20 protein-coding genes are annotated in these 23,184 nt (G+C 40.6%); 6 read left to right on the top strand and 14 right to left on the bottom strand.

The genetic code is table 11. The annotated features are described in order from the left end of the window. Positions 1-5 precede the first annotated feature (5 nt). From thiL to ACQ2HE_RS01490, 3 genes are all read right to left on the bottom strand, one after another. Entirely contained in the window at positions 6-1,037 is a 1,032-nt protein-coding gene (gene thiL / locus ACQ2HE_RS01500) for a thiamine-phosphate kinase (protein WP_430895232.1), read from the bottom strand. 89 nt (positions 1,038-1,126) lie between these two features. After that, positions 1,127-1,567 (bottom strand): response regulator, encoded by a 441-nt coding sequence (locus tag ACQ2HE_RS01495; RefSeq protein WP_430895234.1) that lies wholly within the window; start codon positions 1,565-1,567, stop codon positions 1,127-1,129. A gap of 114 nt (positions 1,568-1,681) precedes the next feature. Further along, on the bottom strand, positions 1,682-4,126 hold the full coding sequence (locus ACQ2HE_RS01490; protein ID WP_430895236.1) for a PAS domain S-box protein: 2,445 nt from the start codon (positions 4,124-4,126) through the stop codon (positions 1,682-1,684). Between the two features lie 162 nt (positions 4,127-4,288). Here ACQ2HE_RS01490 and ACQ2HE_RS01485 point away from each other — a divergent pair, with 162 nt between their 5' ends. Continuing rightward, positions 4,289-4,972 (top strand): LytR/AlgR family response regulator transcription factor, encoded by a 684-nt coding sequence (locus ACQ2HE_RS01485; RefSeq protein WP_430895237.1) that lies wholly within the window; start codon positions 4,289-4,291, stop codon positions 4,970-4,972. Between the two features lie 311 nt (positions 4,973-5,283). On the opposite strand, the gene ACQ2HE_RS01480 is transcribed toward ACQ2HE_RS01485, so the two are convergent. After that, positions 5,284-5,619, bottom strand: coding sequence for a hypothetical protein (locus ACQ2HE_RS01480; RefSeq protein ID WP_430895238.1), 336 nt, complete (start codon positions 5,617-5,619; stop codon positions 5,284-5,286). 104 nt (positions 5,620-5,723) lie between these two features. Here ACQ2HE_RS01480 and rpoN point away from each other — a divergent pair, with 104 nt between their 5' ends. Then, on the top strand, positions 5,724-7,211 hold the full coding sequence (rpoN, locus tag ACQ2HE_RS01475) for an RNA polymerase factor sigma-54 (RefSeq protein ID WP_472846341.1): 1,488 nt from the start codon (positions 5,724-5,726) through the stop codon (positions 7,209-7,211). 31 nt (positions 7,212-7,242) lie between these two features. Then, a complete protein-coding gene (locus tag ACQ2HE_RS01470) occupies positions 7,243-7,914 on the top strand; it encodes a hypothetical protein (protein WP_430895241.1) in 672 nt (223 codons plus the stop codon). A gap of 258 nt (positions 7,915-8,172) precedes the next feature. Here the strand turns inward: ACQ2HE_RS01470 and ACQ2HE_RS01465 are convergent, their stop codons facing one another. Together ACQ2HE_RS01465 and ACQ2HE_RS01460 are read right to left on the bottom strand one after the other, a co-directional pair. Then, positions 8,173-8,562 carry a RidA family protein gene (locus ACQ2HE_RS01465; RefSeq protein ID WP_430895243.1) on the bottom strand — a complete coding sequence of 130 codons (390 nt, stop codon included), beginning with the start codon at positions 8,560-8,562 and terminating at the stop codon, positions 8,173-8,175. Further along, on the bottom strand, positions 8,559-9,263 hold the full coding sequence (locus ACQ2HE_RS01460) for a 3'-5' exonuclease (RefSeq protein ID WP_430895245.1): 705 nt from the start codon (positions 9,261-9,263) through the stop codon (positions 8,559-8,561). The genes ACQ2HE_RS01465 and ACQ2HE_RS01460 overlap by 4 nt, the downstream gene beginning before the upstream one ends. Positions 9,264-9,347: 84 nt before the next feature. On the opposite strand from ACQ2HE_RS01460, the gene ACQ2HE_RS01455 reads away from it, so the two are divergent. Both ACQ2HE_RS01455 and ACQ2HE_RS01450 read left to right on the top strand, forming a co-directional pair. Continuing rightward, positions 9,348-9,677: an MmcQ/YjbR family DNA-binding protein gene (locus ACQ2HE_RS01455; protein WP_430895247.1), complete on the top strand. Its 330-nt coding sequence runs from the start codon at positions 9,348-9,350 to the stop codon at positions 9,675-9,677. A gap of 142 nt (positions 9,678-9,819) precedes the next feature. After that, the gene (locus ACQ2HE_RS01450) at positions 9,820-10,596 is read left to right on the top strand and encodes a murein L,D-transpeptidase catalytic domain family protein (RefSeq protein WP_430895249.1); all 777 of its coding nucleotides are present in this window, start codon (positions 9,820-9,822) and stop codon (positions 10,594-10,596) included. A 332-nt stretch (positions 10,597-10,928) separates the two neighbouring features. On the opposite strand, the gene ACQ2HE_RS01445 is transcribed toward ACQ2HE_RS01450, so the two are convergent. Then, on the bottom strand, positions 10,929-11,936 hold the full coding sequence (locus ACQ2HE_RS01445) for an AI-2E family transporter (protein WP_430895251.1): 1,008 nt from the start codon (positions 11,934-11,936) through the stop codon (positions 10,929-10,931). A gap of 227 nt (positions 11,937-12,163) precedes the next feature. On the opposite strand from ACQ2HE_RS01445, the gene ACQ2HE_RS01440 reads away from it, so the two are divergent. Then, on the top strand, positions 12,164-13,585 hold the full coding sequence (locus tag ACQ2HE_RS01440) for an MATE family efflux transporter (RefSeq protein WP_430895253.1): 1,422 nt from the start codon (positions 12,164-12,166) through the stop codon (positions 13,583-13,585). An 85-nt stretch (positions 13,586-13,670) separates the two neighbouring features. Here the strand turns inward: ACQ2HE_RS01440 and ACQ2HE_RS01435 are convergent, their stop codons facing one another. The 7 genes from ACQ2HE_RS01435 to ACQ2HE_RS01405 form a co-directional block, all read right to left on the bottom strand. Continuing rightward, positions 13,671-14,534, bottom strand: coding sequence for a TolB family protein (locus tag ACQ2HE_RS01435; protein WP_430895255.1), 864 nt, complete (start codon positions 14,532-14,534; stop codon positions 13,671-13,673). Between the two features lie 12 nt (positions 14,535-14,546). Further along, a complete protein-coding gene (locus ACQ2HE_RS01430; RefSeq protein ID WP_430895257.1) occupies positions 14,547-15,725 on the bottom strand; it encodes an acetyltransferase domain-containing protein in 1,179 nt (392 codons plus the stop codon). 113 nt (positions 15,726-15,838) lie between these two features. Next, positions 15,839-18,493: a glycoside hydrolase family 3 C-terminal domain-containing protein gene (locus tag ACQ2HE_RS01425; RefSeq protein WP_430895259.1), complete on the bottom strand. Its 2,655-nt coding sequence runs from the start codon at positions 18,491-18,493 to the stop codon at positions 15,839-15,841. Between the two features lie 226 nt (positions 18,494-18,719). After that, positions 18,720-20,357: an AMP-binding protein gene (locus ACQ2HE_RS01420; protein WP_430895261.1), complete on the bottom strand. Its 1,638-nt coding sequence runs from the start codon at positions 20,355-20,357 to the stop codon at positions 18,720-18,722. A 3-nt stretch (positions 20,358-20,360) separates the two neighbouring features. Continuing rightward, entirely contained in the window at positions 20,361-21,197 is an 837-nt protein-coding gene (locus tag ACQ2HE_RS01415; RefSeq protein ID WP_430895263.1) for a cyanophycinase, read from the bottom strand. Between the two features lie 80 nt (positions 21,198-21,277). Then, positions 21,278-21,712, bottom strand: coding sequence for a hypothetical protein (locus ACQ2HE_RS01410; RefSeq protein ID WP_430895265.1), 435 nt, complete (start codon positions 21,710-21,712; stop codon positions 21,278-21,280). Between the two features lie 56 nt (positions 21,713-21,768). After that, positions 21,769-23,076, bottom strand: a complete 1,308-nt coding sequence (locus tag ACQ2HE_RS01405; protein WP_430895266.1) for a hypothetical protein — start codon at positions 23,074-23,076, stop codon at positions 21,769-21,771. Between the last annotated feature and the right edge of the window lie 108 nt (positions 23,077-23,184).

The following is a 23,184-nucleotide window of genomic DNA, read 5'->3' as shown; positions in this document are numbered from 1 at the left end:
GCAGGTTATTTCTTGAAAGCATTCCAGCCTTGTGCAGTGATAGCGTGTTTGTTACCGCCCTTGGTAATAATGTGGGCACCTTCCGATGCTTCTGTCATGTAACCAATAACACTGATCTGCTCATTTAGAACGAGCTTTTCATATTCAGATTGTGGAATGGTGAAAACCAATTCATAATCTTCGCCTCCACTTAATGCGCAGGCTGTGGGGTCTATTTCAAACTTATAGGCAGCGGCTTTAGAAGCTTCTGATACAGGTATTTTTTCTTCGTATAACACGCATCCTAAACCGCTTTTTTCACATATGTGAAGGATCTCAGAACTTAATCCATCGCTCACATCCATCATCGCAGTCGGCTTTATTTCTTTGTCTTCAAAGAAGGCTACGATATCTTTTCTTGCTTCCGGTTTTAGCAGTCTACCAATTACATAACTCTCTCCCTCTAAATCGGGCTGAACCTTAGGGTTTTCCAAATAAATTCTTTTCTCTCTTTCAAGGAAAAGCAATCCAATATAGGCTCCACCGAGATCCCCACTTACACATAGAAGGTCGCCTTTTTTAGCGCCGCTTCGAGTAACATATTGATCGGGGCTCACCTCGCCAATAGCGGTAACAGAAATGATAAACCCTTTTTGCGAAGTACTTGTGTCGCCACCAATTAAATCAACATTGTATTCTTCGCATGCAGCATAAACTCCATCGTAGAATTCGTCAAGGGCTTCAACACTAAATCGATTGCTGATACCAATAGACAAGGTGATTTGAGTAGGGGTGGCGTTCATAGCGTAGATGTCACTTACGTTTACTACCACGCTTTTATATCCTAAGTGTTTGAGTGGGGTATAGGCTAGATCGAAATGCACGCCTTCGATTAAAAGATCGGTTGTGATAACGGTTTGTTTACCATAATGATCAATCACGGCTGCGTCGTCTCCCACTCCTAAAATAGTAGAGGCGTTTTGAATTTCTATGTTTTTAGTAAGATGTTGGATCAATCCAAATTCACCCATGCTGCTGATATCGGTGCGGTTCGACATATCTGTTCGAGGTTTCCGCAAAAATACTGTACTGAGCCGATTTATCGCATTTGAAAGGAGAATATAATCCTAAAGCAATGTAAATATGTTTATGAGCGAGCTAAACCCAATTTACCAAGAAATGATTTTTTTGCTGGCTTTACTTCAATATTTAGCGTGGCAGTAATTCTATTGATTGTATCACTCAACAGCTCAGGAGTAATTTTTGATTTTACAATATAGTCGAAAGCCCCATGTTTTAAGGCGTTTACGGCGATGTCTACTTGCTCTTGTCCGGAGATGAAAACAACGGCAATGTCCTTGTCGAATGCTTTGATGGCTTGTAATACATCCAAACCATTCATTTCATCCATATTGTAATCGAGGAAAATGATGTGTGGGCGTTCTATTAAATGGTCGATGCAATCTTTTCCTCCTGTATAGCAGGAAATGTTCTCGGCACCCAATTTCGTAAGAAATTGTTGGTACAAGTTCAGGCAAAAAATATCATCGTCTACAAGGAACAAACGCAAGTCTTTATTAATCGCCATAAAAGGGTATTAATCAATGTAAAATAAAAGCGGTACCAAGGTTTAACGCCTTTTAGGGTCTTCTATTGCTACACGTTTGCACTTAGGATGCCAAATGTGTTAATATTCAATGTTTTACGTGGCAGACAATTCCAGTTGAAATTCTTGTTGCAGTTCAGCCACTACCAGATACAATTCTTCAATCAAAAATTCCAGGTCTGCCTTGTTTTTTGCATTAATGCTACGTAGTGTGTTTTTGTTCCAGCGGTCTACAATTTTGAACAAACTTTCAATACAAAAGTGATGAATAGAAGAAGTGAGGTAATGAACAATTCTCTTGGCTTCTTCTGAGTCGCCATTAGACAATGCTTTTTTAAGTTGAATAAGCCTTGTGGGTGTTTCTGTACAAAATTCAATTACCAATTTGCGCAATTGTTCTTGATTGAAATCCAGCATCTCAGCGAGTGTTTCCAAATTGTAAAGTGTGCCCTTGAGTGTTGTAGGGTATTCCGCTTCTTTTTCAAGTGGGCCACTCAAGTGAACCAAACAAGCTTCTAACAATTGATCTTTTTTGAAGGGCTTGAATACTACGGCATTGAATCCTGATTTCAGGCAGTTTTCTTTTTCTTCAGTGAGCGCATTGGCAGTGAGCGCAATTACTCTCAACTTGCATCCGAATCGTTCTCTGATCAATTTTACCGCTTCAATTCCACTCATAATAGGCATTTGGATATCAGAGATCACCAAGTCAAAGCTCTTAGTTGTAAGTGCATTGATCAAGTCGAGTCCGTTTTGAACCATTTCTACCTGAGCTCCCGCCTTGCTAAGTATACTTCTGATTACTGTAGCATTGATGTCATTATCTTCCGCTACTATGATCTCTTTACCTTTCAGGGGGTATTCTTCTGTGTAATAGGCTACTTGACTGTGGTCTGTAATTGTTTTTAACAGAGGGAGTTCAACCAATACGCTTGTGCCTGCACCTTTTTTGCTTTTCACAACAATGCTTCCATCCATTAAGGTTACCAGATGCTTGGTGATGCTCATGCCTAAACCAGTACCTCCAAAAGACTTTGACTTTCCGTCTTGCTCTTGTGTGAAAGCATCAAAAATTCGAGGCAAAAAGGTTTCATGAATGCCAATACCTGTGTCAACTACTTCAATTAATACGAGGTCTTTATTCCTTGTTTTTTTCTTACAGAAAGCGTTGATGGAAATACTTCCAATTGTGGTGAATTTTATGGAATTTCCGACTAAGTTGGTGATGATTTGATTGATTCTATGCGCGTCTCCGGTATATACCTCGCTTAGCTTATCGTCAAATTTGAGGTCAATTTTTACGCCATTAACGGCAGCTTTTGGCGACATTAGTTGGCGAACGGCTTCTAGCTCCTCTTTCAAAGAGAAAGGGCTGGTTTCTAGATGAAGTACGCCGTTGTTGATTTTTGAAAAGTCAAGAATATCGGTAATGATGGATTGTAGGGTATCGATCGCTTTATCTATTGCATTCGTATAGGTTATCTGCTCTTCACTCAATGGAGTCCCCTGTAGTAATTGTAGCATGCCATAGATACCACTTAGTGGGGTTCTAATTTCATGACTCATATTGGCGAGGAAAAGTTCCTTGGCTCGAGAGGACTTTTCTGCTTCAAGTTTTGCCTTGGTTAAGTCTTCTTCAAGGTTTTTTTGGCGCGTAATATCCAAGTGAATTCCTATTGATCCGGTTACTTCTCCCTTATCATTGTATAAAGGAGCCCCGCTAATTAACCACCATCTTTTTTCTCCGGAATTTATTTTCACCGGGATCTCGTATACATCCGACACTTTGTTAAGGCGGCTCTCATTTTTTGCTCTCATGAGTTCCTCATAAGCCGAGTCTTCTAAAAAGAGTTGAGTAGGGCTCTTGCCAATTAATTGATCCTCTTCGTACCCGCTGATTTCACAGAAACTTTGATTTACATATTTGATGCGTTCGTCCAAATCAACTTCTACAAGGCCTAAATTGATATTGGAAATAATGCTTCTGTATTTCTCTTCACTTTGGCGGAGCTGCTTTTCATGTTCAATACGGGAGGTAATGTCGGTGTATTTCCAGAGATGCCCCTTATATTGTCTATTAATGAACATAGGAATATAGTTCCTTTCGAAAACACGACCATCCAACAGTTCTAAGGTTTCTCCAATTACTTTTTCTTTTTTGAAAAGAATTTCATCGATTCTAGAAATGAACTGTTCTTGATTTTTGAACAGATGTTTTGATTGCTCGGCACTATTGGTGCAGTCCGTGCCTATTAATTGATCCAGTGCTGCAGGTATATTAAATAAGTCTACGAAAGTTTGATTCACCACTACTATTTTCCGTGATTCATCTTCTAATAATACACCGGTTTGAAGATTGATGATCACTTGCTCAAGGCGCTGAGCAGCTAAGGAAGCGGTGACTTTTTCCTTTTGGAGTGTTTGTAACAATTCAGTCGGATCGCTGAAGTTCTTTTGCGATGCTTTTACGACCTGTGATTTTTCGGTGTTTTGACTGTTTGTACGCAATTTTTGACGATTTGCTGTAATTGGTTTGCTCATAAAATTGATTTGAGTACTATCATCAATCAATATTCGCAGCAGTCGGTATAAAAGGATAATTAAGGGTTAGTGCTTATATTTATTTTTTAGTGTGATAACTAGATCAGGAATAAAAAACAATTTCATTGCTCGCACGTTTGGTAAACTGTATAAATTTGTAATATGTATACTTGTGTTGTAATCGACGATGACCCTATTTCTTCCGGTGTTATCACGCACTACTGTGAAAAGCATCCAGAGCTCACACTTGTACAAGCTTTTGCAGACCCTAAAGAAGCTTTGTCGTTTCTTGCCAAAGAACCGGTGGATATTCTGTTTTTAGATGTTGAAATGCCCGAGATGACAGGGTTCGAACTTCTCGACAAGCTTCAGTATACCCCTTACGTTTTTATGTTTACTTCGAAACCTCAATATGCTCATGAGGCGTACGAGTACAATGTGATCGATTTCTTAAAGAAACCTGTTGTTTATACTCGATTCTGTGAAGCCATTGACAAGCTATCAAGGTACGATGTACAAAGGCCCACGGCGGCGAACAGCGATGAAATCTTCATCAGAGTCGACGGGAATCTCATAAAAGTTTCCTTTGAAGCGATCCTTTTCATTGAGGTGGTGGACGATTATATTAAAGTGATCACCCCCAAGGCTACTTTTCTCGTTCTTTCTACGCTTAAACATATCGAAAACAAACTCAGTAACACGTTTCTTAAAGTTCATCGGTCTTACATCATTAACCTCAAACATATCGATCGTCTTTCCGAGGGTAAGGTTTTCATTGCAGGGAACGCCATTCCTGTAAGCAAGGCGCATCGGTTGGCTCTGATGAGCAGACTTAATATTCTTTAATGTTGATTTCATCCTGTATCGGTGTGGTTTCTTGATCAAATAATGAATGAATCGAGGCTGTTTTAGAACTTATTCAGTCGAATTTTGACCGGAACCAATACAAGCTTGGGTGCAGGATTGAAAGCGCGAGTGATCAGCGAGGATAAGAGTGTAAAGATTTGCTTCATTCGGTACGATTAATTGTTCTTTAAAGGGACGCCTATGAATTGACAGCGTAAAACTATCATCCGCGTTTAGTATTTAAAAGTTGTAATCGGTAAATGAACAAAACCAAGGGGTAAATATCAAAATTGCCCTCTTTTTGGAAACGCTTACTTTCGTTTGCCTTCCATTTTATCCGTATAGTCTACACTTCCCAGTCTGATTCTCAACGGAATACCCGTTTTACGCTCAAATTTGAGCTCCTGTCGACAAAAGAAGGCCAGGTTTTGGGAGTAGAAATTGGGTTTCACAGGGCTTGAAGTTCCGTTTAAGGCTGAAATTTTTATTTTTCGGGGAGAAGCCAAAAGAATAGAGGAAGAAATTTTGTGGCCGCTGAGGGTTTGAACACTGTCGGAATATAGAATGGACAAGGGTTTCACTTGACCAAAACTTTTGGTCGAAAATCCTATCAATAGCACAACAAGAATTTTAAGAAAACGTTGCATGTCCCGTATTTATATAATAATTAGATTTACGGCCTGATTTTTGTGGCAAATGGCGATTTTTTACCGAAATTTGCCACAAGAAACCTCCTAAACCCCTGATACACATGTCCTTAAGCCAAGGCCTACATCAAAAAATGCTTCAAAAGCTGTCACCACAGCAGATTCAGCTCATGAAACTGCTCCAGGTACCTACGGCTATTTTGGAAGAACGGATTAAGGAGGAAATGGAAGAAAACCCCGCTCTTGAACTGGCCGAAGATGCTCACGAAGACGAATATAACAATGATTTGAAAGATGAGTTCGAAAATGCCGACGATGAATTTGATAATGATGGCAGCGAGGACGAATACGAAAACATCGATATTAGTGAATACGTTTCTGAAGGGGATGATGATATTGCCGACTATAAGTTAAGAGATGACAATTACCAAGACTCTGATGAGAATAAAGTAACTCCCCATAAAACAGAAACCAGCTTCCACGAATTGCTTTTAGAGCAGCTGGGTTTGATGACCATGGAGGATCGAGTTCGGAGAATTGCGGAACAAATTGTGGGGAGTATCGACGATGATGGTTATTTGAGAAGAGAGACTTCGGCAATTGTGGATGATTTGGCTTTTCGTCAAAATGTAGATACTTCGGAAGAAGAAGTGGAAAAGATGATTCAAATGATTCAGCAGTTTGACCCTCCCGGTGTGGCTGCTAGAGATTTGCAAGAATGTTTGCTCCTCCAGTTAAAGCGTTTGAAAGTTCAAGGGAAAGAGGTTGATATTGCCATTGAAGCAATTGAACATTACTTCGATGAGTTCACAAAAAAGCACTACGAAAAAATTCAGCGTGGGTTGGGGATTGATGATGAAGGCTTGAAGGCAGTTATCAATCAAATCATTAAACTGAACCCAAAGCCAGGCGGGAATGTTGAATCAAATAGCTCCGGTGAAAGTTATGTAATTCCCGACTTCTTCATATTCAATAATGCCGGAAAACTGGAACTGACGCTGAATTCAAGAAATGCACCTGATTTGCGTATCAGTGAAGGCTACCGCGACATGCTGAAAGAATACGATAGAGGCAGCAAGAAAGACAAGCGTCAGAAAGAAGCTGTTCTGTTTATCAAACAAAAGATTGATGCGGCCAAATGGTTCATTGATGCCATCAAACAGCGCCAACAAACATTAAGTTCTGTAATGGGAACCATTATGGAATACCAGCGTGAATTTTTTATCACCGGCGATGAGACCACGCTTCGCCCCATGATCTTAAAAGATATCGCAGAAAGAACCTACTTAGATATCTCTACCGTTAGCCGTGTTGCGAATTCCAAGTTTGTACAAACGGAATTCGGTACTTACCGTTTGAAGTTTTTCTTTAGCGAAAGCTTGAGTACTGAAAGTGGTGAAGAGGTTTCAACTCGAGAAGTTAAAAAAATTCTCTCCGATTTAATTGAAGCTGAGAGTAAACGCAAGCCTTTAAGCGATGAACGGCTCACTGAATTACTGCAAGAAAAGGGCTACAATATTGCACGTCGCACTGTTGCCAAATACCGCGAGCAATTGAATATTCCGGTAGCGCGGTTGAGAAAGGAGTTGTAATTCATCGATTTGAATTAGCTATCTTTGCGGCATGGAACAAACACTCCCTGTTACATCAGAACAAGAACCCGTTCAACAAGCCACCGGTGTGTTGAAATTCCTGGGACATTTGATCAGTTACGTGTTTCATCCATTGTTCATTCCTACCTTGGTTTCGGCTTATTTGATCTATTTACATCCTTATGCATTTGCCGGAAACTCCTCTCTATTGAAACTGCAACGTTTATTATCGGTGTTTGTGAATACGGCTTTTATTCCCGGATTTGCAGTATTCTTAATGTGGCGTTTGAAGCTCATAGAATCGATCTATTTGCGAACCGTTAAAGAACGCATCATTCCATATGCGGCTGCTATTATCTTTTACTTTTGGGGATGGTATGTGTTGAGTCGCCAGCAAGAAATCCCACCAATGTTTGTTGACTTTCTGCAGGGCAGTTTTTTTGCGGTTTGTGGTGCTTGGATTGTAAACATTAATAGTAAGATCAGTATGCATACCACAGCAATGGGTGGCTTACTCGCTTTCATGATTATATTCTCTTTTACGGATGATAATGCCAGTGGACTTTATCTCGCATTAGCTATACTCATTGCAGGTTTGGTTGGTACTGCTCGCTTTCTAGTTTCAGATCATTCTAAATTAGAGATTGTGCAAGGGTATGTTGTGGGGATTCTAGCGCAGGTAGTAGCGTATTTTTTGAATTAGTACGAGTGGCTTGTTTGGCTCTGTGAAAAGGAAGAGCATCCTGTATCTTTAGATCAAGTTTTGAGTTATGCGCAGCTTCGCTGCTTGGTGTTCGCAAAGGTTAAAGAAGGGGTAAAAGTTACACAAAGAGAGGTTGTAGCAATCTTCCTTTGTTGACCACAGATAGCGCAGATTATTACAGATTGCCACAGATTAGATTTCGCTTTTTAATCAGCCTGACTGCCGGCTGTTTAACTATTAATTATTAATTGTTAATTATTAATTAATCACCGCTGTCGCTTCTATCTCTATCAAATACTCCTTATCAATCAATCCCTTCACTTCAATCATACTGGTACAAGGCTTTATTTCTTTGAAGAATTCGCCGTGAGCACGACCGTATTCTTCCCAGCGGCTGATATCGGTTACAAACATTCGGGTACGAACTACATCTTTTAATTCTGCTCCGGCTCTCTTTAATACCGTTTCTATTTTTTTGATAATGAAGGCTGTTTGTGTATAGGCGTCGTTCACGCCTACGGTGGCACCGGTATCATCCACGGCAACGGTTCCAGTGACTTCAATAAGATTGCCAATTTTAACAGCTCTACTATAGCCTACTATATCTTCCCATTTTGCTCCGCTAGAAAAGTTTTGTCTGGTACTCATTTGTATTCGATATTTTCCGGTTTAATAATTGATTCTCCTTGAATGCGAAGGTAGATTTGTGCAGCTGTAACCACATCCTTTTGGCAGTAGATGGCAATTCTTTCCAAGTTCTTTTCATTCCAATAAACATCACCCACCATGCTTCCATCGATATCATCTTTGGGCGTTGGTATGCCTAAAGTATGTGCCAGAAGATTTAGCGAGGTATAGCTTTTGAAATCTCCGAACTTCCAAAGCTCCATGGTGTCGAGGTGGTTTACTTCCCAAGGTTTTTTCCCTGCTGTATTAAGTATTGATGGAATTGGTACATTGTTGATAATCATACGGCGGCATAGATAAGGGAAGTCGAATTCTTTACCGTTGTGTGCGCACACGTATTTATTCCCGTCGGCGCTCCATTTTCGAAGCATATCAGAGAATTGGTGAAGCAGAAGGGCTTCTTCGTGTCCGAAATAAGATTTCACGGCAATCTTTTTTTCATCGCCATAACCTTGAATAACGCCACAGCTAATGCAAATGATTCGGCCGAATTCGGCATAGATTCCGGCACGGTTGTAAATAGATTGAACGGTTTCTTCTTCTCGGCTTTTCAACAGCGCTTCTGCTTTTTTATTCCAAAGCTCTTTCCATTCCGGGGAGAGCAGTTCATAGTTTGCCTCTTGTGAAACCGTTTCAATATCTAGAAATAGAATGTGATTCATGTGGAGGAGCTTACGAAAGCAATTTACTGAATATTCGAAGCGGGGAAGCCTCTTACATTTATTAGTTTTGTACAAATTATTGATATGGACGTTGAATCACTTCGCGAGTACTGTATTCGAAAGCCCATGGTAGAGGAGAGTTTTCCGTTTGGTGAAGACACTTTGGTGTTTAAAGTAGGGGGCAAAATATTCTTACTCTGTTCGCTTGATTCCAATCCGCTCCAGTTTAATGTAAAATGCGATCCGGAATTGGCCATTGAATTAAGAGAACGGTATTCTTGCGTACAACCGGGCTATCATATGAACAAGAAACATTGGAACACTATTGTAGTAGATCATAGTGTTTCCGACAATGATTTAAGAGAGTGGATTGATCATTCCTATGGCTTGGTTTACAAGCCTAAGAAGCGATAAAATTATTTTTAAACTTTTTTTAAGCTTACACAATAAAATAAATGAACCACTAGGGCTTGCATTAATAATACTTGAATAATATTTTTGATTTGTGCCCGTTTGAATAAGCGGAATCACCTATTGAAAAACCCTAATTTGATCCATGCGCCCTTTAAAATCCGTAGTGGCTATAGGCCTATTGTTGATATTACTGTCTACCCCGGTTCTGCAAGCGGGGATCACCAAAGATGATGTGATCGTTTCAGTGATCGATACTACAGAAGAAATTCCCTCCAATAATACTGATTCAAATGTTGCAAATTCTTTATCAACTAGTTTAGATAAAGAAGCGAAAGATTTGTATGAATCGATGCGCCTGCGTAGATATGGATTAACTCAAAACGCTTTTGTATTTGCCTGGAAAGGATACAAGAAGCTACTCGAAAAGGGTTCTATCTATAAGAAAGGGGTCTTATCTATTGCCGATTTCAGTCAAAGTTCAAGGAGAAAACGTTTGTATGTGTTAGATGTGGAAACCAAAAAGGTTTTAGTGAATACCTATGTGGCACATGGAAGAAACAGCGGAGGCGAATACGCAAAATCATTTTCAAATAAGCCGGAATCTCATAAAAGTAGTTTGGGTTTTTATGTAACACGTAAAACCTACTGGGGAGATCATGGCTTGGCCTTGAATATAGATGGTGTGGAGAGAGGAATCAATGATTTGGCCAATGATAGAAATATTGTAGTTCATGGTTCAGAATATGTTGGAGCTGACTTTTTGCGATGGAATCGCTTTAACGGACGGAGTTATGGCTGTCCTGCGGTACCGGCAAAAGACACGAAGAAGGTGATCAACTCCATCAAGGATGGTTCTTGTTTCTTCATTTACCATCCCTCAAAAAACTATCTGCAAAAGTCTAAAATATTAAACGGCTAGGTTGGACGTATAACTTCAGATGGTTTGAAGGTAGAAAGCTCAATATAGGTTCGTACCCTATGATTGGGCTTTTCTTTTTTGATCAGGATTTACAAGATTTAAGGATTTACGGGATTGATTTTTATTGATGTTATTGATTTAATTCTTTTTGATCAGGATTTACAAGATTTAAGGATTTACAAGATCGATTTCTATTGATAAGCTTGATTTTCTCCTTTTCCTTTTCCCCTCTATTCGAAGTAAGCCGAGAGCATGACACCGTTGCTAACAATGCTTGAATATCATTCGTGCTTCTCAAATTCACAAATCATCAAATTTTCGAATTAGCTACCTCATTTGAATTCGTTGGTATAAATTCTCAGCAATAATAAGAACAGTGCAATTAGAATTGGTCCGAAGATGAGGCCAATGAAGCCGAAAAGGTTGAGACCTATGATTACACCGAATACAGTGATAAGTGGGTGGGTGTCTCCCAATTTTTTTTGCATCCAAAAGCGAAAGATATTGTCGACGGTTCCAACAATACCCAGTCCATAAAATAGTAGGATAATGCCTTTTGTATCATGTCCATTTGCGAAGAACACCAATGACAAAGGAACATAGGCTACTGCTGCGCCTACAATGGGCAACATGGCAGCGATGCAGGTTACCACAAACCAAAACCATGGTTGTTCTACACCTAAAATCAAATAGCCGATGAGTGCAACAACTCCTTGTAGTACGGCAATCAAAGGAATTCCTAAGGCATTGGAGTACACCAATGAGTTCATTTCTCTTCTAAGCAATAGAATGTTTTCATCTTTCAAAGGAACATTGGAATAGAAACTTGCTTCCATCTTGTTACGTTCCGTGAGCATGAAGTATAGGATAAAATACATGATAACGATTGTAGTTGCAGTACTTATAGTAGCTCCAAGTAAATTGGGTAACACGCCTGCAGCCCAAGCTGTTAATTTCTTAATACTGCCATCACTTAAAATTTCGAATTGATAGCGAACCTCGTATTGATGAACATAGGTTTTAATGGAACCAAGAACATCACCGGAATGCTGCACTGCAAATCCAATTTTTGAACCTAACATGTTTACCAATAGGAATATCGGGAAGATGATTACAATGAAAGAAATGATCATTAAAGTGGCCGCAGCTACCCATGGCTTCCACTTCTTTTTAAATTCTAATTTGTGCATCCAACCTCTTAATAACACATATAAAGTGTAGGCACCAAGTAATGCAGGAATGAACTGGCTAAGCTCCAGAAATAACACTGTACCAATAGCTAATATCAGCAATAAAAACAGAATTTGTCGAATGGCATTGTTTGAAATTGGACTCTGCACGTGGATAGATTTTTTGAAAGTTACTACTTAATTGAACATCGGTTATTGGGTAGTTTTCAAAAATTCTTTTTTCAATTCAAAAAAAACACCACCTTTGATTCTCAACGCTACGAATATGATTTTCTAATTAGGGGATAGTTTTACTAATTCCCAACTTGCCGCCATCATCATTATTACTCAACGGATTTCCCGTTGCATTTCTCATTATTTATATTTTTTGTATTTGTATGACGACCGAAAAACAACCAACGTCGATTCGACGCATTATATCTGTTATCAAAGAATCACTGAGTGGTAAGGAGTATGATTATACCACGGGCTCTATAAAAATGGCGATTGTATTACTGGCCATTCCCATGATTCTTGAATTAAGCTTGGAGAGCGTGTTTGCTGTGGTGGATATGTATTTTGTAGGACATCTCCCCAATAGTAAAAACGCTGTTACAACGGTAGGATTGACTGAATCTGTCATTTCTATTGTTTACTCCATTGCGATAGGATTGAGTACAGCTGCTACTGCCATGGTATCAAGAAGAACCGGGGAAAAAGACCCGGAAGCCGCTGCGAAAGCGGGTATCCAATCAATTTGGATTGCCATTTTAACCACAATCTTAGTTAGTATACCGGGGGTAATTTTTGCTTCCGATATTTTACGGTTGATGGGCGCTTCTCCGGAAGTAATTGAGGAAGGTACTCCTTTCACTCGAATTATGATGGGGGGAAGCCTGGTGATTATTTTGATATTTCTGATCAATGGAATTTTTAGAGGCGCCGGTAATGCAGCCATGGCCATGAAAAGTTTATGGATCGCCAGCTTTCTAAATATCATTTTATGTCCCCTGCTTATTTATGGTCCGGGTCCTTTTCCGGAACTTGGCTTAAAAGGGGCTGCCATTGCAACTACTATTGGAAGAGGTGTTGGTGTGTTGTATCAACTTTTTCATTTGTTCAATGGTAAGCATTTCTTGAAGTTTAAGAAAAGCCAGTTAAAGCCCGACGGGGAATTGATGTGGTCGGTGGTAAAGATCGCAAGCCCTGCAACCCTACAGTTTCTTATCAATTCCGGAAGCTGGATTGTGTTGGCTTGGATCGTTTCTACTACCGGAGGCACTGTTGCTTCAGCAGGATATCAAATTGCTATTCGTAATGTGGTGTTCTTTATTTTACCTGCTTGGGGATTGAGCAATGCTGCGGCAACTTTGGTGGGACAAAACTTGGGAGCCAAACAACCGGATCGAGCAGAAAGGAGTGTGCTTTTAACCGCCAAGTACAATGGCATATTCATGGCGGGGGTGATGGCATTATTTGTTTTTGTATCGGGGCCCATCATTCGTTTGTTTACAAATGATCCTGAAGTGATTTCCTATGGAACAGAGGCGTTGCAAATAATTGGCGCCGGTTATGTATTCTATGGAATAGGAATGGTAATGATGCAAGCCTTGAATGGGTCGGGTGATACCAAAACACCTACCTGGATCAGCTTCTTTTGCTTTTGGTTGTTTCAAGTACCGCTTGCATTCTTGTTATCAGAGTTTTTTAAATGGGGCCCACGCGGTACTTTCATTGCAATTCCCGTTGCAGAAATATTGATAGCATTGATTGCTTTCTGGTATTTTAAAAAGGGCAAATGGAAGACTGTACAGGTATAGTTTAATCGGATGCATGTTATACTAAGTGCGGGGTAATTAACTCGCACTTAGTATAACTAATTCTCAAATTTTCTAATTAGAATCTCTATTCCGCCACTACAAAAGCAATTTTCCCATTTCCATTACTAGCTATTCGAGTGATGCTTGTAATAATCTTCGATGGGTCGTCTAATCGAACGGGTTGCCAACTGGAAGGATTACTTCTGTCAAGGATTGCAAAATTGGTTCCATCACTGGAGAGAATGGTTTTGTTGTCGAGCCAACAAATGTCCTCATGACCAACTATACAATTGGCAATTTTTGTAAATGTTTTTGTGATGGGATCGAATTCTTGAATGCGCCAATCGTTCGCATCAACTTTTAATACAAAGCTGAATTTATTGGTTCCCGGAATACGATGTAGTGCGCGACCCGGATTTTCAGCTACAACAGTATTGGTTTTATCAGTTGTGTTGTACAATCGAAGACTGTTGTGGCCTTCGCTTTCTAAAACAAACAATAAAAGTTGTGTAGTACTTACCCATACATGGTATCCTACTTTCAGGTTGTCAATGAGTATGGTTGGGTTTCCACCATTCACAGGATACATGCCCAGGTCTTGCGCACCATTGTCGCGCTGAATGATACACGAGATGTTTTTTCCATCGGGGGTGAGGGTGGGAGAGTATTCGCGTTCAACAGTTTGTGTAATGGCTTTTCGTTCTCCGGTTCTGAAATTGTACATCCAAATGTCTGCACGACCGCTATCGTTAAATGAAGAATAATATATCACTGGTTTTCCCGGTACAAAGAAAGGCTGGTTATCGTATCCTTTGTGGGCAGTAGCATATGAAAGATTGCTGATTAAATAACCGCCATTGTTTTCAATATCTGCTACTACAATCTCTGATCCTGTTTGTGCCTGCAGGCTTTGCGAGAACAATAAAAAAGCTAGTGCAATTCGTTTCATATCTGATTGTTTTTAGATGTATTTCCAAATAGCTGATTTACGCGCACGCTTCCAAGTGTAGAACCACTTGCAAGGATAGTATAGGGCCAATACCACAGATGCCCATATCAGGTAAACCGTTGTCAATGAGAAACCAAAATTGGTGGGTCGAAACAGAAAGGGCGACTGTGGGTCAATTGCTTGTGAAAAGTTATGGCCGGTAGCAAAAAATGCAATTGTTTCTAGTAAATGCACTAGAAAGAAGTGCACTGCAAAATAGAAGAGTGGTGTTCTTCCATAAGTCATAAAGAACTCCGACAACGCATTTTTCGTTTTCTCAGTAAATGATAGTATAATCAATCCAGGCCCCACTGTCATCAAGGTAAACACGAGCGATGGCGGGTATTTCGCCACATTCAAAAATGAAAACAAAGTTCGCATTGATTCGATTTGGTGGGTCCAAGGACGAGGATCTCCATAAATATTGATGAAACGGATTACTACAAATCCTACGACTGCTGTAACACCTAGAGCCAATAAAGATTTTCTTCTTTTTTGTTCATCGAATCCGATTTCATACCATTTACCCAAAGAGTAACCAAGCATCATGATACCTGTCCAAGGCAAAATTGTATATGCAAATAGAACAACTCTAGTTGCAGATATGGGAACGATAGTACCGGATCCGGTTAAGAAGATTTTTAAGAGTGTGTCTCCAATAGACCCTTGTTGAAGTGCTATACCATCGAGTACATTGTGACCGAATACCAAGATCAATCCAAGTATAAAAATGAGTTTATAAGAAGTTTTCATGAGCAAGCCTAATACAATCATGCTCATGCCAATGGCCCAAATTACTTGAAGGAAAATAAAATTGAAAAAGGGATTGAAAGAAAATATTGGGTTCATGATCAATAGCTCAAATGCTACTAAAAACAAACCACGTTTGATGATGAAGTTGCTGTATTCACCTGCGTTTTTTCCTTGACCTGCAACATAGGTAGAAAGACCTGATAAGAATAGAAAAGTGGGTGCGCAAAAATGGGTGATCCAACGAGTGAAGAAGAGTGGGCCATTAGTGGATGCCACATCAAGAGGATCTGCAGTCATGGCAGATTCATGAAAAAAATCGCGAACATGGTCGAGTGCCATGATCACCATAATAATGCCTCGAAGAATGTCGATGGATAAGATTCTAGTTTTGGTAGTCATGTTACTAAAGTTAAGATATACCATCTGATTTTCATCGCGAACATAAAAAGGGCGCAAAGAATAGCGGAAATGCCGCCTTACTTTGCGCCCTCGAAAACTTTGTTGTGGTTATCTTATTCTATTTTCAAAGTAGTTTTTAGTCTTAAATCTTGACTTGAGCTTCCTAAAATGATTCTGTAATCACCTTTTTCGGTAACCCATTTCATCTGTTGATTTAGATAAGCCCATTCTTTCGGACTCAGTTTAAAACTCACATGTTTTGATTCGCCTTTTGCCAAACGAACGCGTTGGAAGCCTTTTAATTCCAATACAGGACGAACTACGGAGGCCAATTCATTATGGATATACAGTTGTACCACTTCATCACCCTCTCTACTTCCAGTATTGGTAATAGTAGCAGTTACATAGCAACTATCGGTTGCTTTGATAGATGGTTTGCTAAGTTTGATATCGGTGTAGGAGAAAGTGGTATAGCTCAAGCCATATCCAAAAGGAAACAGAGGTAATCCGCTTAGGTTGTAATAATTATCGCCCCTACCAGTAGGCGCATGATTGTACACCAAGGGTAATTGTGATTCATGTATGGGAAAGGTAATGGGAAGTTTTCCACCCGGATTGTACTTTCCTAATAGAATATCTGCAATGGCATCGCCGCCCGCTTCACCTGGATACCAACCCATAAGTATGCCTTCAACATCGTCCATCCAATTATTCATGGTGATGGCGCTTCCACCAATCAACACTACAATAACCGGTTTACCTGTAGCAGCAACCGCTTTGATAATAGCTTCTTGATTTCCGGGTAAGGAAAGAAATGCACGATCTTGAAACTCACCTTCATGGATACCTGCTACAACAATTGCTACATCAGAAGAATTCGTGAGCATCACAGCTTCCTTGATTCGTTGATTCAAATTGTCTTTGATGCCGGCATTCCAAATCAATTTAATGGTGGCGTTGGTTCCAATAGTTTCATAGAACTGAATTTTGAGTGCATACTTTCTTCCTTTTTTGAAGGTGTAGTTAATGATATGACTGCGATAAGTACGTTTGTCCCACGCATCAATTACCAATTTGCCGTCTATATACATTCTAAATCCTTCGTTCCCTTCCAATCCAATTCTGTATTCATTTCCGCCGGGTCCTTCTATGAAGCCATTCCATTCTGCAGCATAGAAATCAGGTGTTAAAGATGCATCGGGTGGGAAGAGTGTCCAGTTAAAGTTGATGGTTCCATCAATTCGAGCCGTAGTTGGTTTCCCTGTAATTTGAATGCCGCTGTAGTAGCTCGCGTTTAACCCTTGCTTGCCATCTGCAGTGGTAAGGAATTTTGAAGGAATAACTTCGAAGCTGTCTGTTTTCAGTCCTACTCCGCGAGCATAGAAGAGTTCTTGCGATTTATCGATACCTGCTTTTAGTCCATCGTATATGCTGATGGGGTTAACCCCAGGGCCACTATAACCGCCCAATCGTGCAGCTTTTGCTTCCTCTCCAATTACTACGATTTTTTGAGTATTGTTTGCGATTGGCAGAACGTCTCTTGCATTTTTAAGTAGAACGGTTGATTTGCGTGCCGCTTCACGCGCCAATTCACGAGCTTTGTTCAAGTCGGAAAATGCTGCCGGATCAACCGAAACATACGGATTCTCAAAAAGACCGAGTTGAAATTTGGCCGTTAGCACTCTTCGAACAGCATCGTTGATTCGAGCGGTATCCATGCTGCCATCCAAGAAATGAGGATCAAACAATTCATGGTGTTTGAATTCTGTTTGGAAGATCACGTCTAGTCCGCCTTCTATGGCTTGCTTGCCGCTTTCCGGATAGTCTTTGGCGGTTTTGTGCAATACCAATGCGCCGCCTACGGCGCTTGCGTCTGATATAATGAATCCACCAAAGCCCCATTGTTTTTTTACAATTCTGGTCAGCAGATCATAGTTAGAAGACATGGGTGTACCATTCACCGAGTTGTAAGAAGTCATAACAGAGCGTGTGCCCGCTTCTTCAAACGCTGCTTTAAAAGGTGGCAGGTGAATTTCTTGTAAGAAGCGATCGTTCCAATAAATGGGATAGCTATCGCGACCTCCATCTCCTACATTAGCCAACAGGTGCTTAGGAGTGGTGATAACGCCTCTTGTTTCAAAGCTTTTCATGTAGGCTACGCCCATGCGACTCGTGAGATAAGGATCTTCACCATAAGTTTCTTCAACCCTTCCCCAACGCACATCGCTAGCGATGTTGATTACGGGTGAGAGAATTTGACGAATGCCTCTTTCTTTACTTTGAATGGCAATAGCAGCACCAATAGCACTTACCAGTGCAGTATCGAAGCTAGCGGCCAATCCAATTGACTGAGGGAAAGAAGTAGCACCCTGACGAACCAGGCCGTGTAAGCCTTCGTCAAAAGGAAGAAGAGGAATTCCCAAGCGGGTTTTCTCTACAAAGTATTTTTGCTGTTTGTTGATTTTATTGGCTAGTGCGAGGGCCGTTTCTTTCGTGTTATAGCTAAGAAGCTGGCCACCTGCGTCGCTACCGCCACCTGCGCTTACTTGAAAGCCGAATAGTCCATCTTTGTATTGATCGGGTTTTGTACTGTCAATTTCTCCCGGAATCATAAACAATTGGAAAAATTTCTCTCGGGGAGTCATTCTGCTGAGCAGGTCTTCTACTCTAACGGGAATGGGTAACTTAGGATCCTTGTAAGCAGGTTGCTGTGCACTTGTGCTGTAAACAGCGGCCAGCGAAAGTAAAGAAAAAAAGAGTCTCTTCATGAATGTGTATTCTAGCTATAAAAATACAGCATTGAGGGGGAGAAAGCAGCTAAAAAGAGCATATAAAATATTAAAAGAAGTTTTTATAAAAATTAATTAACGCTTTAAGCTAGTTGGGTACAAGAAAATGAAATAGAAATTAAGACGAGTCATGTTTTAAAAAACGAAGGGCTGCTTTGCAGCCCTTCGTTTATACCGATGTTAAACTATTGAGTACAGAAATTGACTATTCCCAAATGACAGCCCCTTTTTGTTCATACCATTTAGGGTACATGGGAACTTTCAATTTTTCTAATTCATTGCGTTTGATTTTTAAAGTTGGCGTGAGCATGTTGTTTTCAATGCTCCAATCTTCCTTCATGATCACTATTTTCTTCACTTGCTCATGGTGCTCTAGCTCAGGATTCAATTGTTTGAGCGTGCTTTCAAGCGATTGAATGAGCTCTTCTTTAGGAGCCGCTTTCCCGGCAGCTGATAAAACCACCAAAGCAATGGGTTGAGGAATACCCATACCCACTACAGCATTCATTTCAATGAATTCATTTTTTGAAATCTCAAGTTCAATTGGTGCAGGTGAAATGAACTTCCCTTTATCTGTTTTAAATTGATCCTTTAAACGTCCGGTAAGGAATAGGAATCCTTCTTCATCATAATGACCAATATCGCCGGTTTTCAAGTATCCCTCTTCATCAAAAGCAGCAGCTGTAATTTCCGGCTCTTTATAATAACCGCGCATGTTACCTTCACTCTTAACGAGTACTTCACCATCGGGACTAATTTTTGATTCAAGACCGGAAATTTTCTTTCCAACACTTCCGAATTTGTTTACTCCGGGGCGATTAAAATGCGCATATATCGCATCCTCAGTCATTCCGTAGGCTTGGTAGATGGTGATTCCTATTTTTTCGAACCATTTCAACATGTCAACTGAAATGGGTGCAGCCCCGCTAAAAATATGGGTAGCTTTCTTTAGGCCTAAGTTGGTTTTGATCTTGTTTTTTATGATCGAACTAAGGATTGGTATTTTAAGAAACAAGTCCAACTTCTTTTGAGGTAATTTCTTCAAAACGCCTTCTTGAAATTTTGCCCAAATTCTTGGAACTGCAAAGAATAGATCGGGTTGAGTGTCCTTTAAATTTTGAGGGAAGGTTTTTAAGCTTTCCGCGAAATGCAAAGTACCCTGATGGTAGAGCGCGTTGATCTCTAAGCCCAATCGTTCAGCAATATGGCTCATCGGCAAATAGGAGAAGAGATTTGGCGCATAGGGAAGCGAGAACTCTCTGAAAGCCACCGGAAGGGTGATGGCAAAAGAATAGGCTCGGTGCATCACACCTTTAGGTACGCCTGTTGTTCCCGAAGTATAGATGATAGTGAGTAGGTCTTCCGGTTGCCAGTCATAAATGTTTTGAATTGCGGCTTCTGTGTTAGATAGCTGTTCCCAGCTTTCACCCAGCTTTACGCCGTATCTGTTTACGCTGATCACTTTTACGTTTGCTGGAATGCCGGCTTCTTGTGTAGAGAAATCGTCGAGCTTTCCTACAATTACTATTTTGGTTCCACTATGTTTTAGGATGGGTTCAATAGCATGGGCGCTTAAGCTAGGATAAATTGGAACAGACACGGCTCCGGTCATCATAATTGCCAAATCGGACATTACCCAGTGAGCACAGTTTTTTGAAAGAATGGCTACGCGGTCGCCTTGTTCAATTCCCATTTTTTTTAATCCGGCAGCAATCCGTGCAGCTTCGTCACGCGCTTCTTGATAGGTCCATGTTTTCCATATTCCTTTTTCGGGTTGCTTTAAAAAAGGTTTCGTAGGGATGTTCTTAGCATGTTCTAAGAACTGAGCTAATGGTAAAAGCATTCGTTAATTATTTATAGTGAAACTATTTCCTTCTGCGTAAAATGAAACTCGAATATCCTGTGCTGTTAGTCGACCATCTTTTGCCAACTTTATGTTTTTTGGTTTTTCGGCTACAATAACCTGACTTTCCCCAAACACCTTTGCTGTGTTGCCTTTTACCCAAATGGCGGTTGACTCGTCGATGGCAATATACTGCAATTCGGGATGCTCCATCACTACTGTAAACAATCGGTTGAATCGGCTTCTTATTACAAAATGCTGATCAATTACGATTTTTTCCAACAACCCAAGCCCCTCTTTTAGTTCAACATTTTTATTCCAAATATGTTTGATGGGGGTAGCGTTGTCACGATAAGAATCTCCCGTTAGCATGTGCTTGCTCATTACTGAAGCCCCTGCGCTCGTTCCCGCAATAGTAGCACCTTTGTAGTAAGCATTGATTAAAATTTGCTTAAAACTAGTACCCTCGCTGAGCTTCATGATTCTAGCCTGATCGCCTCCACCAAAATAAATGAGCCTCGCGTTTATAAGTTGTTTGATTACAGCTTCATTACGAACGGAAGCGCTATCGATGCATAAGGCTGTTTCACCTGTGAGTTTTTTAAAGGCATCCTGCATCCAAATGCAGGAACTGTCGTAGGTACTTGCCAGAGAAACTACTGCTATTAAATCTCCTTTTTTCCAATTTGCTGCCTTTAATAATTGAGACCGAAGTGTATCATTTATTTCTCCGCCGCCAATAATAAAAAGACTGCCTTTGGGCTGAGGAATAGCGGTTTTTTGGGCCTCACTCGATAGGCACCAAAAGCATATAAAGAGCAAAAAGAATTTTCTTTTCATACAACTAAGAATGGGAGAATCGTCAAATTTAGGGGATAATATGCTAGAGTAGGTATTGACAAAATGGCTGCTTTGAAAGTTTATTTCACGAGCAGTTTATGAAACTTGTCTAATTCAGTTTTATCGGAAGGCGAAAGTGGTTGATTTCTTTCCAACATTTGTTGGAACACCAATACTCTTTTGTGTTGAGGGTAACGATCCAAAATGGCTGTTACTTTATGAATTGAATCTTCATCCGCTGTAAACATTGGCTTGGGTGGCGGGGGAGGAGCTGCTTTTGTTTTAGATGGTTTTTTCAGAATCATGGCTTCCAATGTTGCCAGTTTTCCGGGCGCCAGATCTTTGATCTTCTGCGACTTTTTGAATAAGCCCTCCAACTGTCTTTTGCTCAAACCGCCCCTTTCTTCATATTGAAAGGCAAGGCTGTGCACAAACTCGTTTTTTGGATACGCGAGTTTGGCTGCTTCAAGAATGTCCTTTAAAACATCGACGTCGGGTTTTTTTCGAGTTTGCATGGGATGCAATATTCGAGCTTTTTTCACAGACCCCCTCTTCTTCCTCCTCTTCTTTTTTATCTCTCAAATTTTATCAAATAGTCTGAGATATAACTACTACTATCCTTATGCATGTCTTTAAAGAACAATCGAGCGGTTTGGCCAAGGCGTAAACAGGTGTACTTGTTTTTTACGTCATCGGCGCTAGCAGTTGGTTGAAGAGAAGGATACCAAATAATATGACCCGGAACGTCCAATAAGAGTTTGGGTTTGCTCCATTGCTGAGAATTTTCACCGGCTCCGAGGTCGACATTTTTATTGAATGAAATATAGATTTGACTTCCGGCCCATTTCGGTCCGGTACTGTAGGCCATCAACATAACCCATTGATTTAAGTAAGTATTCCAACTTACAGAGGGCCCCCAGTGAAATCCTGCTTTGGCTCCCGAAGCGGGTCCACCGCCTTCTTCCTTGGTGCGTTGTAAACTTCTTACAGGAACGCCAATGCTATCGTGCGGTGCATCGAAGCTTTGCCCATTCCATCTTTTTGCTTTACCTACGGGATTGTTTAAATCACTCAGTTTTATTCGAGCAATGCTGATGCATTGCCCCGACATTTCCGTATCACCTCTGTATGTTAATGAATCGTATTTTCCCGGATAACCGTATTCGCCATAAAACAGGTACAGGTATTCGCCGCTGGCCACGGCTGAAGGATCTCCAACGCCCCCACCAAAAGTGAGTGAATTGTTGTGAGGTCGAAGAATCATGCGGCTTTGGAGGTCTTCAATAAAAATTCCTTTGTTCTCCCAGCTATGTCCTCCATCGGTACTTTTCATGATTCCTATTCTACAAACGGCAGCGGGAGATTTTACTCCGGTTAGGCCTTCCGGCCATTTTTTATTAATATAACCAATGCCGGTAACACTATCGTAGGGCAATGTTTCCGGATAGTTTTCATTGTGATAAACCGCGAAAAGCGTTTTACCGCTTTTGTCGGCGGGATCTTGGTAAACCGTTTCAAACCATACGGCGCCGTGCAGGCCATCTTTGCCTGGAGGCACATTGGGCGGCATTTTGGGATCAATGAACTCATCGGCTTTGCGAAGAAATACCTCATCTGCATTGCCTCCGTCGGCAAATTCCAATTCGTAAGAGTCGCCCCAAACCGGGTCTTCCCCATATTTTCCCGGAAAAATTCGAAGAGTATCACCAATCCAAGCTTCCGCCATGTTGCAGTCAACAAAAGAATTGAAATAAAAACGTGGGGTGCGCTGGAGTGTGAATTTGGGTTGAGAATCAACCATTTCCTTCGGTTTTTCCTCGCAAGAACCGAAAGCTGCAGACCCAATAACAATGCTTAAAAAGGCCCAATTTATACGCATGGCGAATTATTTACGTTAGTTATTGAAGATACTGATTTTAGTCATGGATTAAACTTGTCGATTGATGTACCTTCCAATCCACCCTAGTCAATCGATTGAAAATCTGTA

This window comes from Endoryza foliicola (genome assembly GCF_050589245.1).
Classification (GTDB): Bacteria; Bacteroidota; Bacteroidia; order Chitinophagales; family Chitinophagaceae; genus Endoryza; species Endoryza foliicola.
This window is presented reverse-complemented; position numbering and strand designations above follow the sequence as displayed.

Coding starts and splice junctions, on each gene's coding strand:
- ACQ2HE_RS01455 (WP_430895247.1), top strand. CDS start 9,348: ATGGACGTTGAATCACTTCGCGAGTACTGTATTCGAAAGCCCATGGTA.
- ACQ2HE_RS01485 (WP_430895237.1), top strand. CDS start 4,289: ATGTATACTTGTGTTGTAATCGACGATGACCCTATTTCTTCCGGTGTT.
- ACQ2HE_RS01450 (WP_430895249.1), top strand. CDS start 9,820: ATGCGCCCTTTAAAATCCGTAGTGGCTATAGGCCTATTGTTGATATTA.
- ACQ2HE_RS01440 (WP_430895253.1), top strand. CDS start 12,164: ATGACGACCGAAAAACAACCAACGTCGATTCGACGCATTATATCTGTT.
- ACQ2HE_RS01465 (WP_430895243.1), bottom strand. CDS start 8,562: ATGAGTACCAGACAAAACTTTTCTAGCGGAGCAAAATGGGAAGATATA.
- ACQ2HE_RS01415 (WP_430895263.1), bottom strand. CDS start 21,197: ATGAAAAGAAAATTCTTTTTGCTCTTTATATGCTTTTGGTGCCTATCG.
- ACQ2HE_RS01405 (WP_430895266.1), bottom strand. CDS start 23,076: ATGCGTATAAATTGGGCCTTTTTAAGCATTGTTATTGGGTCTGCAGCT.
- ACQ2HE_RS01410 (WP_430895265.1), bottom strand. CDS start 21,712: ATGCAAACTCGAAAAAAACCCGACGTCGATGTTTTAAAGGACATTCTT.
- ACQ2HE_RS01490 (WP_430895236.1), bottom strand. CDS start 4,126: ATGAGCAAACCAATTACAGCAAATCGTCAAAAATTGCGTACAAACAGT.
- ACQ2HE_RS01435 (WP_430895255.1), bottom strand. CDS start 14,534: ATGAAACGAATTGCACTAGCTTTTTTATTGTTCTCGCAAAGCCTGCAG.
- ACQ2HE_RS01480 (WP_430895238.1), bottom strand. CDS start 5,619: ATGCAACGTTTTCTTAAAATTCTTGTTGTGCTATTGATAGGATTTTCG.
- ACQ2HE_RS01470 (WP_430895241.1), top strand. CDS start 7,243: ATGGAACAAACACTCCCTGTTACATCAGAACAAGAACCCGTTCAACAA.
- ACQ2HE_RS01460 (WP_430895245.1), bottom strand. CDS start 9,263: ATGAATCACATTCTATTTCTAGATATTGAAACGGTTTCACAAGAGGCA.
- ACQ2HE_RS01495 (WP_430895234.1), bottom strand. CDS start 1,567: ATGGCGATTAATAAAGACTTGCGTTTGTTCCTTGTAGACGATGATATT.
- thiL (WP_430895232.1), bottom strand. CDS start 1,037: ATGTCGAACCGCACCGATATCAGCAGCATGGGTGAATTTGGATTGATC.
- ACQ2HE_RS01420 (WP_430895261.1), bottom strand. CDS start 20,357: ATGCTTTTACCATTAGCTCAGTTCTTAGAACATGCTAAGAACATCCCT.
- ACQ2HE_RS01425 (WP_430895259.1), bottom strand. CDS start 18,493: ATGAAGAGACTCTTTTTTTCTTTACTTTCGCTGGCCGCTGTTTACAGC.
- rpoN (WP_472846341.1), top strand. CDS start 5,724: ATGTCCTTAAGCCAAGGCCTACATCAAAAAATGCTTCAAAAGCTGTCA.
- ACQ2HE_RS01430 (WP_430895257.1), bottom strand. CDS start 15,725: ATGACTACCAAAACTAGAATCTTATCCATCGACATTCTTCGAGGCATT.